Origin of the sequence: Nocardia noduli (assembly GCF_019038455.1) — a bacterium.
Taxonomy (GTDB): Bacteria; Actinomycetota; Actinomycetes; order Mycobacteriales; family Mycobacteriaceae; genus Nocardia; species Nocardia noduli.
In genome coordinates this window covers 67,904-82,992 of the sequence record NZ_JAFMPL010000015.1, presented here as the reverse complement: position 1 = coordinate 82,992, position 15,089 = coordinate 67,904, and the positions used below count along the sequence as shown (strand labels likewise).

Genomic DNA, 15,089 nt, shown 5'->3' with positions numbered 1-15,089 from the left:
GGACAAGGAGCCTAACGACATGGGTCGGCCGGATGAGGGCCACGACGACGTCACGTTGTCGAAGACGGAGGAAGCCGCGCTCGCGGCCGATCCCACCGAGGCCGAACTCGACGCGATGACGCGGGACGAGCTGGTCAAGCTCGGCACCGAACGTGACGGCGTCGATGTCGCCTATCGCGCCGAACGCTTCCCGATCCCCGGCACCCGTGCCGAGAAGCGTGCCGAGCGCGAGGTCACCTTCTGGTTCGCGATCTCCGGCCTGTTCGGCGCGGCACTGATCGGCGTCTACCTGTTCTGGCCCTGGGAGTTCAAGGGCGAGGGCAACAAGGACCACGGCAAGTACCTGCTCTACACCCCGCTGGTCGGTGTCGCCTTCGGCGTCTCGGTGCTCGCCATCGGTATCGCCGTCGTGCTGATCCGCAAGAAGTTCATCCCGCCGGAGCTGTCGATCCAGACCCGTCACGACGGGCCGTCGCCCCTGGTCGAGCGCCGCACGCTGGCCGCTCAGCTCTCCGATTCGGGGGAGACCACGACCCTCGGACGCCGCAAGATGATCACCCGCACCGCGGGCGCCGGTGTCGGCGTGCTCGGTGTCGGCGCGCTGCTGGTCTTCGTCGGCGGCATGATCAAGAACCCGTGGGCCAAGGGCGACAAATCCCCGCTGTGGGTGTCGGGCTGGACCCCGGATTTCGAGGGCGAGACCGTCTACATCCGCCGCGACACCGGTCGCCCCGAGGATGTCGTACTCGTGCGCCCGGAAGATCTGGACGCCGGTTCCATGGAGACGGTGTTCCCGTGGAAAGAGAGCTGGCGCGGTGACGAGCACGCGACCTTCCAGTCGCTGCGCGGCATCCGCAACGCCGTCATGCTGATCAGGTTGCGCACCGAAGACGCGCAGAAGGCGATCAAGCGCAAGGGTCAGGAGAGCTTCAACTTCGGCGATTACTTCGCCTACTCGAAGATCTGCACCCACCTCGGTTGCCCCACGTCGCTGTTCGAGCAGCAGACCAACAAGATCCTCTGCCCCTGCCATCAGTCGCAGTTCCTCGCGACCGAATGGGGTAAGCCGGTCTTCGGTCCCGCCGCTCGCGCACTGCCGCAGCTGCCGATCACCGTAAATTCCGAGGGCTATCTCGTCGCCAACGGCGACTTCATCGAGCCGCTCGGCCCGGCTTACTGGGAGCGTCGATCATGAGTCGTGTGGCAACGCAAGCCAACGAGATGGACGAGCGGTATCGCGCCGCCGCGTTCATGAAGCGTTCGATCAACAAGGTCTTCCCGACCCACTGGTCGTTCCTGCTCGGTGAGATCGCGATGTACAGCTTCATCATCCTGTTGCTGTCGGGTGTGTATCTCACGCTGTTCTTCGATCCGTCGATGAGCGAGGTCGTCTACAACGGCGCCTACCAGCCGTTGCGCGGCGTCACCATGTCGCGGGCCTACGAGACCGCGCTGAACATCTCCTTCGAGGTGCGCGGCGGTCTGTTCGTGCGCCAGGTGCACCACTGGGCGGCGCTGCTGTTCGCGGCGTCGATCATCGTCCACCTGTTCCGCATCTTCTTCACCGGCGCGTTCCGCAAACCGCGTGAGGCCAACTGGGTGATCGGCTGCCTGCTGCTCATCCTGGCGATGTTCGAGGGCTTCTTCGGCTACTCGCTGCCCGACGATCTGCTGTCCGGCACGGGTCTGCGCGCCGCGTTCTCCGGTATCACGATCTCGATCCCGGTCATCGGCACCTGGATGCACTGGCTGATGTTCGGCGGCGACTTCCCCGGCGACATCATCATCCCGCGCCTCTACATCGCGCACGTGCTGCTGTTCCCCGGCATCATCCTGGCGCTGATCGCGGCGCACGTGGCCCTGGTCTGGTACCAGAAGCACACGCAGTTCCCCGGCCCGGGCCGCACCGAGAACAACGTCATCGGCGCGCGCATCGTCCCGGTGTTCGCCGCCGACCAGGGCGCGTTCTTCGCCTTCACCCTCGGCATCGTCGGCATCATGGGCGGCGTGCTCCAGATCAACCCGATCTGGAACCTGGGTCCGTACAACCCGTCGCAGGTCTCGGCGGGTTCGCAGCCCGACTTCTACATGATGTGGACCGACGGCATGGCGCGACTGATGCCGCCGTGGGAGCTGTACCTGGGCCGCTACACGATTCCGGCCGTGTTCTGGGTCGCGCTCATCATGGGTCTGGTGTTCACGGTCCTGATCGCCTACCCGTGGATCGAGAAACGCCTCACCGGCGACACGGCGCCGCACAACCTGTTGCAGCGTCCGCGTGACGTGCCGGTGCGTACCGCGATCGGTGCCATGTCGATCGCCTTCTACGTGGTGCTGACGCTGTCCTGCGTCAACGACATCATCGCGCTGAAATTCGACATCTCGCTGAACGCGACCACCTGGGCGGGCCGTATCGGTCTGCTGGTGGTGCCGCCGCTGGCCTACTTCGTCGCCTACCGGTTCTGCATCGGTCTGCAGCGCAGTGACCGCGCGGTACTCGAGCACGGCATCGAGACCGGTGTGATCAAGCGTCTGCCGCACGGCGAGTACATCGAGGTGCACCAGCCGCTCGGCCCGGTCGACGATCACGGCCACCCGATCCCGCTGGAGTACCAGGGCGCGAGCGTCCCGAAGAAGATGAGCAAACTGGGTTCGGCGGGCAAGCCCGGCACCGGTTCGTTCCTGCGGGCCGATCCGAAGGCGGAATCCGACGAGCACTTCAGGCTCGAGCACGAGGAAGAGCACAAGCAGCTGAAGGTGCTGCAGGCGGCTCAGGACCGGGCGAACGGCAACGGCCGTCACGGTCACTGACAGCCGGTCCGATATGTGAGAGGCCCCCGAGTCGAATCGACTCGGGGGCCTCTCACGTCGAAGGGGTCAGCGGCGGCGCGCGGCCTCGATCGCCTCGAATTTGGCGAAGTTGTGGCGGGCGTCGGCGAGGGCGTCGTGGGCGTCGGGCGGGACCGGGGGCAGTTCCGGCCTGCCGTGGAACTCCCAGTGCTGGCGCAGTTCGTTGGTGTAGCGGGGCAGGGTGTTGGGCAGGTCGACCATCGAACCCCACAGCTGACACAGGGCGACGTGGTCGTAGGCACTGACCCAGGCCCACAGTTCGGGCTGCACGGTGGGGCGCGGGACGAGGAACCTGTAGAGGTCCGTACGGATCTGTTCGCGGCTGCGCCACAGCGGTGAGGCGGGGGGCGGCAGTTGCGGCAGCACGTACTTGCGCACCCACGGGCCCGCTTTGGCGGGCTCGAATTCGGTGGAAACCGCGTAGTACTCGCGCCCGTCCTCGCAGACGACGCCGATCGACACCAGGTCGATCACCACGCCGTCCTCGATGAACTCGCAGTCATAGAAATATCTCAGCGAGATCGACCTCTCCTCGATGATCTGGTCCGGTTGGGGGACTTGGTGCCGGTGCTCAACCCTATGCGGGACGGCGGGCGGAGCGCGCGCAAGGGCACCCGGGGTGCGGATTCGAACACTCGGTGGTATTGATTCGACCCCTACCTCCGGGTATTCGCGGGACTGATCGGTCCGTATTCTGAAGTGGTGAACTGGACCGTCGACGTACCCATCGATCGCTTGCCGGAACTGCCGCCGCTGCCCGCGGAGCTGCGCAGGCGCCTGGACGCCGCGCTGGCCAGACCCGCCCTCCAGCAGCCGTCGTGGGACCCCGAGCAGGCCGCGAACATGCGCACCGTGCTCGAGAGCGTGCCACCCATCTGCATGCCCGCCGAGGTCGTCGAGCTGCGCGAGCGCCTCGCCGAGGTGGCGAGGGGTGAAGCGTTCCTCATGCAGGGCGGTGACTGCGCCGAAACCTTCGCCGACAACACCGAGCCGCATATCCGGGGCAATATCCGGACCCTGCTGCAGATGGCGGTGGTGCTGACCTACGGCGCCAGCCTGCCGGTGGTGAAGGTCGCGCGGATCGCGGGCCAGTACGCGAAACCGCGTTCCTCCGACACCGACGCCCTGGGTCTCAAGTCCTACCGCGGCGACATGGTGAACTCGCTGCACCCCGACGCGGCATTGCGCGAACACGATCCCTCGCGCCTGGTGCGCGCCTATGCCAACGCGAGCGCCGCGATGAATCTGGTGCGCGCGCTGACCAGCGCGGGCATGGCCGACCTGCACAAGGTGCACGACTGGAATCGCGATTTCGTCTCGCAGTCGCCCGCGGGCGCTCGATACGAGGCCCTGGCCGAGGAGATCGACCGCGGCCTTGCCTTCATGACCGCGTGCCGGGTCAACGACCCGAGCCTGCAATCCGCGCGTATCTACGCCAGCCACGAGGCGCTCGTGCTCGACTACGAGCGCGCGATGCTGCGCCTCGGTGCGGACCCGGCGACCGGTGAGCCGCTGCTCTACGACCTGTCCGCGCATTTCCTGTGGATCGGTGAACGCACCCGCCAGCTCGACGGCGCCCATATCGCGCTGGCCGAACTGCTCGCCAACCCGATCGGGCTCAAGATCGGCCCGACCACGACACCGGACCAGGCCGTCGAATACGTCGAGCGGCTCGATCCGAACAACGAGCCCGGCCGCCTGACCATCGTGTCCCGCATGGGCAATTCGAAGGTCCGCGAGGTGCTGCCGCCCATCATCGAGAAGGTGCAGGCCACCGGTCACCAGGTGATCTGGCAGTGCGATCCCATGCACGGCAACACCCACGAGGCGTCGACCGGCTACAAGACCCGCCACTTCGACCGCATCGTCGACGAGGTGCAGGGCTTCTTCGAGGTGCACCACGCCCTCGGCACCCATCCCGGCGGCCTGCACATCGAGCTGACCGGCGAGAACGTCACCGAATGCCTGGGCGGCGCGCAGGACATCTCCGATCTGGACCTGAGCGGTCGCTACGAGACCGCCTGCGATCCGCGCCTGAACACCCAGCAGTCGCTGGAACTGGCCTTCCTGGTCGCGGAAATGCTGCGCTGAGCCCGATCGGAAACGGCGGCGTCGAGTAGTCGGCGCCGACCGGAGGAGGACGCCCTCGACGACGTGGACGAGGATTTCGTCTTCGAGATCGTCCGCCGGACCACCGGTATCGCCTGGACCGCGATACAGGAAGCGTTCTATCGCGTGTGGACGAATACGGTCTGACCCCTTCGGGAATGCGCGGTGCTCACCCGCTTCGGAAGCAGGAAGGGCGTGGCGAGGAGCAGGATTCCGGCGGCGGCGATGGCCGCGCGGGGGCCGGTGTAGCCGGCCATCAACCCCCACGTCACGGTGATCAACGCGGTGCTGAGACTGCCGGTGATCGTCCACGCGGTGAGTACCCGGGCGCGGCGGCTGTCGTCGGTGTTGCGCAACCGGTAGGCGCCGACGGCCGGGGTGAAAATGCTCGCGCACACGATCAGTCCGAACTGGGTGGCCATCACGATCAGGAGGCCGACGGGGCCGGGCTGGACGAAGGCGAGTCCGATCGGCCAGCAGGCGCGCAACGCGCCGAAACCGCGCAACACCCGCCGTTCGCCGTGACGGGCGACGACGTGGCGGGCGAGTCGCGATCCGATCAGCCCGCCGACACAGGGAACGGCGAACGCCAAACCGTACTGCCATGCCGGAAACCCCATGTGGGAGAGCATGAGAACGGCCAGGAGCGGTTCCGTCGCCATGATCAGGCCGTTGAACAGCGCGGTATTGAAGAACAGCGGCCGCAGGGTCGGATGGCCGAGGATATAGCGCCATCCCTCGACGATGTCGCCCCATCTCGTCGCGGTCGGTTTCGGGGCGGGGCGCGGCTCGGGTTCCCGGATCGCGGTGACGGCCAGCCCTGACAGCAGGTAGCTCACGCCATCCACCAGGACGGTGATCGCGGGCCCGAACAGTCCGATGGCGGTACCGCCCAGCGGCGGTCCGACGATCGTCGCCGACCACGTGGTCGACTCGAAACGGCTGGTGGCGACCAGAAGCCGGTCGTCGGGGACGATGGTCTTCAGATACGCGCCACTGGCCGCGGTGAACGCGATCTTCGCCGTCGCGGTGACCACGGCGACCACCAGAATTTGCGCGAACGACAGCACCCCGAGGAGGTAGGCGAGCGGGATCGATGCCAGCGCCGCGAAACGGACCAGGTCCGCGGTGATCATGATCGGCCGTTTGGCGCGGAACTCGATCCACGGCCCGAGCGGGATCGCCAGCAGCGCCCCGATCGCGAGCCCGGAGGCGGAAAGCGCGGCCACCCGGGCCGGGCCCGCGCCCAGGATCTCGATGGCGACGATCGAGAACGCGCCGAATCCGAGTCCGGTCCCGTAGGCGCTGACCGCGTAGGCGGCCCACAACCACCCGAACGCCCCGCCCGAGGCTGCCTTCCGCCGCATATCCCGACCCTTCGCTCATCACCGCGACAACACCGTGTTGTCCGAGTGATTGAAGCCGGTCGGTGGACATCGGCACCAACAACGGAATGGGTTGCGTGTCACAACTTCTCGTTGTGGGGGTAGGTTCGGCCTGGTGGATCTGGATGCTGTGCGTACCTTCGTCGCGGTCGTGGAGACCGGCCAGTTCCAGGCCGCCGCGGACGACCTGCGGATCACCCAGCAAGCGGTGTCGAAACGCATAGCCGGACTGGAGCGCGAACTCGGCGTCCGCCTGTTCGCACGCACCGCGCGCGGCGCGCAGCCCACCGTCGACGGGCAGGCGCTGCTGCCGCACGCGCGTGAACTGCTGCGTGCCGCCGAACGGGTGCGGTCCGCGGTGACCCCGGGGCGCAGAGCCCTCCGGATCGACGTCGTCAGCCGCAGGGTCGTCACCGCCGGAGTCCTGCACGCCTTCTACCAGCAACATCCGGGCATCGAACTGGATGTCGTCGCCCTCACCCACCTCGAGGCGGACCAGGCGCTGGCCGAGGTCAGCGCGGGCACCGTCGACGCGACCTTCCGATCGCTGCGCGCGGGCAAAGCGCCGGACGGTCTGCGCGCGGCGCGCGCCATCGACGACCGACACAACCTGCTGGTGGGACCACGCCATCCACTGGCCGACGCCAGGACCGTGACACCCGCCGAACTCGGCGACTACCCCATCTGGATGCCAGGCATGACCGACAGCGAGCCGATCGGCTACTACGAGGATCTCGCGTCGGCGTTCGGACTCACCATCGACACCATCGGCCCGAGTTTCGGCGTCGAACCCCTGCTCGCCGAACTCGCCGATTCACCCCGCCTCGCCACCTTCCTGGGCGAGGGTTCGCGCTATCTCTGGCCGGAAAGCTACGACCTGCGCCGCATCCCGATCGTCGACCCGATCCCCGTCTACCCCCTGTCGGTGATCTGGCGCGCCGACAACCCCCACCCGGTCCTCGCCGATTTCCTCGCCTACCTCCGGACGAACTACGCGGCGAGCGCCCGCGACGACATCTGGGTACCCGACTGGGCCCGCTGAGAGTCGCTCCGGGCGGTCCGCTGACCCGGCGTCGAAGCGCCCCCGCCGAAATGGCGACGGCGACCGGCTGTCGACGATGTGGCGTTCGTGCCCGCGCCGGGCGAGCCCAGTCTCCGGTCGAGTGCCCGCGGCGACCTGATCACCGATCAGATTCAGTATCGCCATGGCGGTGTGGGCGGATATCCCGAACACCGCGACCTCCGGGACCCGATAGCTATGCCACAAACCAGCGGTGAACGCCACATCGGTACGAGTGTCGTCGCCGGGGACTCCGAGCACGCCCCAGCCGTGCCTACCGATATTCTCGACCAGGCGCTGGTCGGCGGGATGCATCTCGGCACGATTTCCGTAGTCATGACACACCACGCACGAGCAATGCGTATTTCCCACGGCAGCAACTCTAATGGAGATTGTCCCCGCGCTCATTCGGAGCCGCCGATGACAGTCGGGTCCGACCTCGCGACATGCCGGACAACCACCTTCGGATGCGGCCGGAGTTCTTACGCCGTCGCGTTCGGTGGATCTCGTCGAACCAGTCGGGTAGCGGTTCACGTGCGGCGAGCCACGTGTGCGGGACTCCGGAGATCCCATTCCGGTCGGCACCGATTCCGGTGTGGGCCGCGATGATTCCGCCGACGATGGCGCAGGTGGTGTCGATATCTCCGTCCGCCGCGATACAGGTGGCGATCGCGCGGGGGTAGTCGCCCAGATGGGTGGCGGCGACCCAGATCGTGAACGGCACCGTGTTCTGCGCGGTGACGAGCGATCCGTTGCCCAGCTCGGCCGCGGCTTCCGCCGCGGGTACGCCGAGCAGTGTCCGGGCTCGGCGGATCAGGCGCGTCGTGTCACCGTCATCGAGGTGGTCGAGCAGTGTGTCGACGAATTCCGTTGGGGTGAGCCGTATTCCGTTTCGTCGGGTATGTGCGGCCTGACCGGAGGCCAGCGCTACCGCGACCGCGCCGATGATGCCTTCGGGATGTAGGTGGGTCACCTGAGCGGACCGTATCGCCTCGGCGACAATTCTTTTCGGATCGCCCGCGTAGAACGCGCCGAGTGGAGCGACCCGCATGGCGGCACCGTTGCCGCAGGAGCCCTGGTGGTCGTACGCGGCCGCGGACGCCACGTGCCAATCCGTTCCCTCCCGGATGCGGCGCAGGGTGTCGACGGTGACGAAACCGTAGTCGCGGCCCCGGTCGAGGCGACGGGCGAAGGCGGCGGCCAGGCGCGTGCGATCGATGTCTCCGTGGACGGCGATTTCGGCGACGACCGTGCAGGCCATTTCGGTGTCGTCGGTCCATCGCCAGGGCCCGTCGGGGACATCGCCCGCGAGAAGTTCCGGAATCGACCGGCGCATGACGGGGAACTCCGCCCCTACCGCGTCCCCGACCGAAAGCCCGTCCAGTGAATCGAGCATCGCATCGCTGTACATCGGGTCGGATGGTAGTCGTCTCGAATCGGCGATTGCGCGGGGCTACTCGATGCCGCGACTCTCGTTCGTCGCGTCGACACGGTGGTCCAAGCGGGTCATCAGAGGGAACCGGAGAACGGTCAGGAATCGAGAAGCACGGGTGGCCCGGTGCGAATTAACGTTGTCGGTATGAACATCATTGCTGATCAGAGCGTTATCGAAGCCGTCGTTCTCGAGGCGGAAGATCCTGCGGCGGCCGCTGCCTTCTATGAGGCCGCGTTCGGGCTCGGGGACCGGTTGCGGGTGCGTGAGTCCGCGACTGCCACGTCCGGGTTCCGGGGGTTCATCCTGTCGCTGGTGGTGGCGCAGCCGGGGACCGTGGACAGTCTCATCGGCACCGCCGTGGCGGCGGGAGCGTCCGTGCTCACGCCCGCGAAGAAGAGTTTCTGGGGGTACGGCGGGGTGGTGCAGGCTCCCGACGGCGCGATCTGGAAGATCGCGACCTCGGCGAAGAAGGACACCGGACCGTTCACGCGCGAAATCCAGGATTTCGTGGTGTTGCTCGGAGTGGAGGACGTGAAGGCGACCAAGCGGTTCTACGTCGACCGGGGTCTTCGGGTCGGCAAGAGTTTCGGCAGCAAGTACGTGGAGTTCGACACCGCGCCGTCGACGGTGAAGTTGGCGCTGTACGGTCGTCGCGCCGCGGCCAAGGACGCGGGAGTGTCGGCGGAGGGTTCGGGTTCGCATCGCCTCGCGCTCACCGGCGGCGTGGGCGCGTTCACCGATCCGGACGGCTTCGCCTGGGAAGCCGCCGACGCCTGAGGCCGACGGGCCGGGGGACCCGTCGCGGGCGCCGACGAACTACGGCGATGCGACCCGAGCGGGTGTCAGGGCAGTGCGGTCAGGGTGACGGTGCTGCCGGGAGTCACCTTGCTGCCCGCACCGGGACTCTGCCCGATCACCACCGAACTGTCGGACGGCGTCAACTGCTGGACCTGGACGTTCAGGCCGAGAGCTTCCAGCTTCGCGCGGGCCGAGCCCACATTCTGGCTGACCAGGAACGGCACCTTCACCGCGTTGGAGACGATCAGGGCCACGCCCTCGCCGTTGCCGACGGTACTTCCGGCGGCCGGATCGGTGCCGATGACCTGGTCGGCGTCGATGCCCTTGTCGTATTCGGTCCTGGTCTCGCTGACCTTGATCCCGGCTTTGCCGAGCGCTTCGATCGCCTCTTCGGTGGTCTTGCCCCGGACGTCGGGCACCTTCACCGGCTGCGCGCCGCTACTGCGGTAGACCTTGACCTGCCCGCCCATCGGCAGCACGGTGCCCGGACCGGGATCGACCCGCGCGACAGTGCCTTTCGGCGCGCTACTGCCCGTCTCGCCCGCGTCGACCGGCAGTAGTCCGGCGTCGCGGATCAGCTGGTTGACCTTCTTCACATCGTCACCCGGTGTGACCGGGGGGACGGCGGGTTTGCCGCTGGAGACCAGCACCGCGACGGTGGAACCCTTGGTCACCTTGGAACCGGCGGACGGGTCGCTGCCGACCACGCCGCCGACGGGGATGGTGTCGGACGCCTTCTGTCTGATCTCGGTCACGAATCCGGCGTCCTGCAATGTGGCGGTGGCCTTGTCGCTGGTGAGGCCCGCGATGGGCGGCACCGACTCGTAGCGGCCGACGCCGAGCCACCAACCGCCGACGCCGACGATCAGGGTCAGCACGGCGACAACGGCCACCCACACCAGGGTGGTGCGCGAGCGTTTACGGCCGGGCTCGTAGTTCTGGTGCGGTGCGGGCTGGCGCATATCGGCGCGCTGATGATCGTGGGCGCGCGGATCGTAGTCGTCGGGCGGACCGTAATCCGGCACGCGCGGCCGCTGGGTCGTCACGACCTTGGTGTGCTGCGGGTCGTGCGATTCCATCGCCGGACGCGGCGCGGGGGCTTGGCGCGGGTCGAGATCGGCCACCGAGGCGAATCCCGCGCTCAGATGCTCGGCCGATTCCTGTGGCGCGGGCACGCGGTAGGGCGGCAACCGCAACGCGGCCGCGACGGCACGCAGTTCGGACACCATCTGATTGGCGTCGGCGAAACGGTGCGCGGGTTCGCGGGCGGTGGCCCGGGCCACCAGTTCGTCGAATTCCGGCGGCACACCCGAGATGAAGGTGCTCGGACTCGGCACGTCGTTCTCGATGCGCTGGTAGGCCACCGACAGCGAGGTGTCGCCGGTGAACGGCACACGGCCGGTGAGCAATTCGAAGATCAGGATGCCGAACGAGTAGACGTCGCTGCGGGAATCGGCGGTGCCCGCGGTGACCTGTTCCGGGGACAGGTACGCCGCCGTGCCGAGGATGACGCTCGCCGAGGTGGTGTTCGCCGCGGCCACCGCGCGCACCAGCCCGAAGTCTGCGATCTTCACTTCGCCCGCGTCGGAGATCAGCACGTTCTCCGGTTTGATGTCGCGGTGCACGAGACCGGCCGCGTGGGCGACGCCGATCGCCGCGAGTACCGGATCGGCGACCGCGCGCACCGCGTGCGGCGGCATCGGGCCGCGTTCGCGCAGTAGTTCGCGCAGTGTGCCGCCTTCGACCAGTTCCATGATCAGGAACGGGTAGTCGCCGTCGACGCCCTGGTCGTATACCGCGACCAGGGACGGGTGCTTGAGTTTGGCCACCGCGCGGGCCTCGAATTCGAACCGGGACAGGAACTGCGGATCGGAGGCGAATTTGGGATCCATCACCTTGATGGCGACCGGACGATCCAGTCGCGTGTCGACCCCGCGGAAGACCATGGACATGCCGCCACGCGCGATCGGCGCGTCAATCCGGTAGCGCCCTTCCAGCATCTGCCCGATCAAGTGATGTCCTCCGGCTTTCACAAAGTTCTCACCCCTCGCCGATTACGCGACAAGCGAACCGCCGCCCGGTGCGGCACCACGATCGTAACCGGGAACAGGTGCCCGACCCGGCGGTGTCTTCGATCGGCCGTGTGTGTTTCTCCGTCGACCCGCGCAGGCGGGGTTGCCCCCGGGTGTCTCATGGCGCGCGGCGGCGACGGTCTACCGTTTACCGGGTGAGCGCATTTCCCTGTAGCGAGGACGTTCTTCCCGAGTCGGTAACCCTGTTGCCCCTGCCCGAAGTCGCGGATCGACTCGGCATCGTGGTGACACGGGTACACCAGATGTTGCGTGACCACGAGTTGCTCGCTGTCCGCCGTGACGGCGTCGCCGGGATTCCCGAGCGTTTCTTCGACGCGGACGGCAATGTCACGCGATTCCTGCCCGGCCTGATCACCGTGATGAAGGACGGCAAGTACTCCGACGAGGAGATCCTGCGATGGATCTTCACCGACGACGACACGCTGCCAGGCAAACCGGTCGACGCCCTGCACGGAACGCTGGCCCGCGAAGTCATCAGGCGAGCGGCCGCCGAGCCGTTCTGAGGCGGTCGCGCACGGCCGATGCCGCGAATTCGGCGGCCGCGACACGCAACCGCACGCGGCGGGGTACCGCCGCGCGGGTCCGGAAGATGTCGTAGCCGCCGGATTCGACGCGATCGAGAATGCCCGCGTAGAGGGTGCTCGCGGTGCGGATCGCGGGTCGCACCCGGGGATCGAGCAGGTCGATGCCGGGATTCGCGCGCCGGTAGATGTCACGGTTGATCGCGATCAGGTGCGACAGCGCGCGGCGCACCCTCGGATCGGTGCGGCCGGTGTCGCGGCAGTGCGCGAGCAGTGCGCGGTCGACGCCGAACGCGGCGAGTTCGTCGGCGGGCAGGTACAGCCGCCCGCGATCGAGATCCTCCGCGACATCGCGCAGGAAGTTGGTGAGCTGGAATGCCTCGCCGAGCGCGGCCGCCGCGGGTTCGGCCGCTTCGACCGGAACCACCGTGCCGAGTACGGGCAGTAGTTGCAGCCCGATCGCCGCCGCCGAGCCGCGCATGTATTCGCGCAGGTCGTCCATGGTCGGGTAGTGGTCGCGGAATTGCGAGGTACCGGGGATGTCCATGCGCATCGACGCCAGGAACACGCGGAAATGCGCGGGTGCGATGTCGTAGCGGCGAATGGTGTCGGTGACCGCGAGCAGCACCTGGTCGCGGTACGCATCGGCCCCGGGGAGTTCGGGTCGCGTCTGCGGAGAGGTCGGCGGCGGTGCCTGGGATGTCGAGGGGGCGGCGCCCGCGCCCGCCGTCTTCGCGCCGTCGCCGGTCCGAGTGCGGATCCCGGTGCGGCCGATCGCGGGCCCGTGGCGCTCGATGCTCGCCCACAGTTGCCGCTCGATCGAGTCGAGTTGTTCGGTCGCGTCCGCCGCTGCCTCCGGGTCCACGCCCGACCGGGCCCTCCGATCCCCGGATATCGCACCGCCGGAACCGTTTTCGACGTCGACGATATCGTCGACCACGCGGGCGAAGGCGTAGAGCGCGTGCACGGCCGAACGCCGCGACGGACCGAGCAGGCGGGTCGCGAGATGGTAGGTGCGTCCGTGTTCGGCCGCGATCCGCCCGCAGAGTTCGTAGGCGTCGGCCAATGCGGAAGCCGCACCCGACGACCCGCCGATCGTTGCCCCGGAAGCCAGGGCCGCGGTCATGTTCGGGCGGGTGTGGTCGGCAGTTCCGCCGGGGGAGTGGCCCGGAGCCGCAACGGGTCGACCTTGCGCAGCGACGACGCGGCGACCACGGCGGCGAAGGTCGCGGCGGCGACGTGCCAGAAGCTGTAGAGCCCGATCGAGCCGTCCGGCTGGAATACCAGCATCAGCCACGCGCACAAGCCGACGAGCACCATCAGCGTCGTCGTCGAGAGCGCGAAACCGGCGGCCAGTGCGAGCGGCCAGGAGTAGTACCAGGGCAGCGCGGCGGGGGAGAGGATGACGATCGCGACGAAGGCGATCAGGATGCCGAGCACCGCCTCGCGTTCGCTGTGCCGGAATCGCCACCAGGTCGCCACCAGCACCGCGACCAGGGCGAGCGCGCACAGCGCCCGGGTGATCACCAGCACCGGATCGGTGTTGAACGGGGTCACCCAGGTGACGGCGTGCGCCATGATCGTCGGCAGCGACAGCCAGTTGATGATCTTCTTCGAACCCGACAGCGCCGTCAGCCAGCCGATGCCGACACCGGCGATGGCCGAGGCCGCGACGAACACCACGGCGAAGACACCGAGTCCGAGTCCGGCGATCTTGGCGAACATCAGGGCCGGATTGGGGTTGTCCTGGGACGGCCGAGCCGCGTCGTCGTGTTCGGAATCGGTGACCTGCGACGGATCGAGTCCGGCGCGCTGGGCGGCGCGGCGTTCCTTCTCGTGCAACATCCAGATCCACACCAGGAAGGGCAGCGCGATACCCGCCGTCGCCTTGATGGCGACGCCGATCGCGACCACGACGATGCCCGCCACGTGGTGACGTTCCAGCACCAGCGCGATACCGGCGCACATCAGCCCGACCATCAGCATCTCGTTGTGGACGCCGCCGATCAGGTGGATCAGCACCAGGGGGTTGAGCACGGCCAGCCACAGCGCGACCGTCGGCTTGCCGCCCAGATGTTTGGTCAGATACGGCACCGCCCACATCATCAGCGCCAGTCCGGGCAGCATGACCAGTCGCAGCGCGATGGTGCCCGCGATCACGTTGTCGCCGGTGATGGCGGTGATGGCCCGGCCCAGCAGCAGGAAGACCGGGCCGTAGGGCGCGGTGGTGGTGGTCCAGACCGGGCTCACATTGTCCAGAAGCACGCCGGGATTGGCGACGGGGCCGACCTGGTAGGGATCGAAACCGTCGCGCAGCAGCGCGCCCTGCGCCAGATAGGAGTAGGCGTCGCGGCTGAACATGGGCACCGCGAACAGCAGCGGGAAGATCCAGATGCCGACGATCGCCCGCAACTCGTTCAGGGTCACCCCCGCGCCCGGACGGTCGCCGAGTCCGATGGTGGTGCGGCCGAGGCGAACCCACGCGGTGATCATCAGCAATACGCCGACCCAGATCACCATGGTCGAGAGGGCGTAGCCGTGGCCGAAGCGCAGCCACGACAGGTGCATCGCCTCCAGCAGCGGATCGCGTTTGCGGACGCTGCCCGCGCCGAAGCCGCCGAAGGTGATCATCACCGCGCCGAAGAGACCCAGCAGCGCCGAGTGGCCCTCCGGACTCCGGACGAAATCGGTGTAGGTCTGCACGCGTGCGCGCAGCGTGTCGGCGCGTACCGAGGATTCGGACTGCGAAACGGCGTCGTGCGAACCTGCCGGGGTTTCGGGGGCACGGGTATCCGGGGGTGGCATATGGTGTCGGTCCCCCCGGTCAGGTCGGCGGTC

The 15,089-nt window shown here is 67.8% G+C and carries 12 protein-coding genes and 1 pseudogene; 6 read left to right on the top strand and 7 right to left on the bottom strand.

Features of this window, described 5'->3' with window-relative positions; translation table 11 throughout:
* The first annotated feature begins 19 nt into the window (after positions 1 to 19).
* Both qcrA and qcrB read left to right on the top strand, forming a co-directional pair.
* Positions 20 to 1,195, top strand: coding sequence for a cytochrome bc1 complex Rieske iron-sulfur subunit (gene qcrA, locus JZ792_RS12040; protein WP_216909982.1), 1,176 nt, complete (start codon positions 20 to 22; stop codon positions 1,193 to 1,195).
* Positions 1,192 to 2,811: a cytochrome bc1 complex cytochrome b subunit gene (gene qcrB, locus JZ792_RS12035; RefSeq protein ID WP_216909974.1), complete on the top strand. Its 1,620-nt coding sequence runs from the start codon at positions 1,192 to 1,194 to the stop codon at positions 2,809 to 2,811. The genes qcrA and qcrB overlap by 4 nt, the downstream gene beginning before the upstream one ends.
* Before the next feature lie 66 nt (positions 2,812 to 2,877).
* Here qcrB and JZ792_RS12030 read toward each other — a convergent pair whose 3' ends face one another.
* Entirely contained in the window at positions 2,878 to 3,366 is a 489-nt protein-coding gene (locus JZ792_RS12030) for a polyadenylate-specific 3'-exoribonuclease AS (protein ID WP_216910091.1), read from the bottom strand.
* Between the two features lie 186 nt (positions 3,367 to 3,552).
* Here JZ792_RS12030 and JZ792_RS12025 point away from each other — a divergent pair, with 186 nt between their 5' ends.
* A complete protein-coding gene (locus tag JZ792_RS12025; protein ID WP_216909972.1) occupies positions 3,553 to 4,941 on the top strand; it encodes a class II 3-deoxy-7-phosphoheptulonate synthase in 1,389 nt (462 codons plus the stop codon).
* A 137-nt stretch (positions 4,942 to 5,078) separates the two neighbouring features.
* Here JZ792_RS12025 and JZ792_RS12020 read toward each other — a convergent pair whose 3' ends face one another.
* Complete coding sequence (locus JZ792_RS12020) at positions 5,079 to 6,326, bottom strand: MFS transporter (RefSeq protein WP_216909970.1); 1,248 nt, start codon at positions 6,324 to 6,326, stop codon at positions 5,079 to 5,081.
* A 133-nt stretch (positions 6,327 to 6,459) separates the two neighbouring features.
* Here JZ792_RS12020 and JZ792_RS12015 point away from each other — a divergent pair, with 133 nt between their 5' ends.
* Positions 6,460 to 7,386 (top strand): LysR family transcriptional regulator, encoded by a 927-nt coding sequence (locus tag JZ792_RS12015; RefSeq protein WP_216909968.1) that lies wholly within the window; start codon positions 6,460 to 6,462, stop codon positions 7,384 to 7,386.
* A gap of 108 nt (positions 7,387 to 7,494) precedes the next feature.
* Here the strand turns inward: JZ792_RS12015 and JZ792_RS43195 are convergent.
* Positions 7,495 to 7,719 (bottom strand): annotated as a pseudogene (locus tag JZ792_RS43195) (DUF4262 domain-containing protein); the annotation flags it as partial.
* A gap of 67 nt (positions 7,720 to 7,786) precedes the next feature.
* The gene (locus JZ792_RS12010; RefSeq protein ID WP_254189680.1) at positions 7,787 to 8,815 is read right to left on the bottom strand and encodes an ADP-ribosylglycohydrolase family protein; all 1,029 of its coding nucleotides are present in this window, start codon (positions 8,813 to 8,815) and stop codon (positions 7,787 to 7,789) included.
* A 168-nt stretch (positions 8,816 to 8,983) separates the two neighbouring features.
* Between JZ792_RS12010 and JZ792_RS12005 the strand changes: the two genes are divergently transcribed.
* Positions 8,984 to 9,616 (top strand): VOC family protein, encoded by a 633-nt coding sequence (locus JZ792_RS12005; RefSeq protein WP_216909966.1) that lies wholly within the window; start codon positions 8,984 to 8,986, stop codon positions 9,614 to 9,616.
* A gap of 65 nt (positions 9,617 to 9,681) precedes the next feature.
* Here the strand turns inward: JZ792_RS12005 and pknB are convergent, their stop codons facing one another.
* Positions 9,682 to 11,649 carry a Stk1 family PASTA domain-containing Ser/Thr kinase gene (gene pknB / locus JZ792_RS12000; RefSeq protein WP_216909964.1) on the bottom strand — a complete coding sequence of 656 codons (1,968 nt, stop codon included), beginning with the start codon at positions 11,647 to 11,649 and terminating at the stop codon, positions 9,682 to 9,684.
* A gap of 215 nt (positions 11,650 to 11,864) precedes the next feature.
* On the opposite strand from pknB, the gene JZ792_RS11995 reads away from it, so the two are divergent.
* Complete coding sequence (locus JZ792_RS11995; RefSeq protein ID WP_216909962.1) at positions 11,865 to 12,233, top strand: Rv2175c family DNA-binding protein; 369 nt, start codon at positions 11,865 to 11,867, stop codon at positions 12,231 to 12,233.
* Here the strand turns inward: JZ792_RS11995 and JZ792_RS11990 are convergent.
* A complete protein-coding gene (locus JZ792_RS11990; protein WP_216909960.1) occupies positions 12,205 to 13,377 on the bottom strand; it encodes a phytoene/squalene synthase family protein in 1,173 nt (390 codons plus the stop codon). The genes JZ792_RS11995 and JZ792_RS11990 overlap by 29 nt on opposite strands.
* Positions 13,374 to 15,056: an alpha-(1->6)-mannopyranosyltransferase A gene (locus JZ792_RS11985; RefSeq protein ID WP_216909958.1), complete on the bottom strand. Its 1,683-nt coding sequence runs from the start codon at positions 15,054 to 15,056 to the stop codon at positions 13,374 to 13,376. The genes JZ792_RS11990 and JZ792_RS11985 overlap by 4 nt, the downstream gene beginning before the upstream one ends.
* Between the last annotated feature and the right edge of the window lie 33 nt (positions 15,057 to 15,089).

What these genes read in the sequence shown, in the direction of transcription:
- JZ792_RS12010 (WP_254189680.1), bottom strand. Translation starts at nt 8,815, where the DNA reads ATGTACAGCGATGCGATGCTCGATTCACTGGACGGGCTTTCGGTCGGG.
- JZ792_RS11990 (WP_216909960.1), bottom strand. Translation starts at nt 13,377, where the DNA reads ATGACCGCGGCCCTGGCTTCCGGGGCAACGATCGGCGGGTCGTCGGGT.
- qcrB (WP_216909974.1), top strand. Translation starts at nt 1,192, where the DNA reads ATGAGTCGTGTGGCAACGCAAGCCAACGAGATGGACGAGCGGTATCGC.
- JZ792_RS12005 (WP_216909966.1), top strand. Translation starts at nt 8,984, where the DNA reads ATGAACATCATTGCTGATCAGAGCGTTATCGAAGCCGTCGTTCTCGAG.
- JZ792_RS12020 (WP_216909970.1), bottom strand. Translation starts at nt 6,326, where the DNA reads ATGCGGCGGAAGGCAGCCTCGGGCGGGGCGTTCGGGTGGTTGTGGGCC.
- JZ792_RS11985 (WP_216909958.1), bottom strand. Translation starts at nt 15,056, where the DNA reads ATGCCACCCCCGGATACCCGTGCCCCCGAAACCCCGGCAGGTTCGCAC.
- qcrA (WP_216909982.1), top strand. Translation starts at nt 20, where the DNA reads ATGGGTCGGCCGGATGAGGGCCACGACGACGTCACGTTGTCGAAGACG.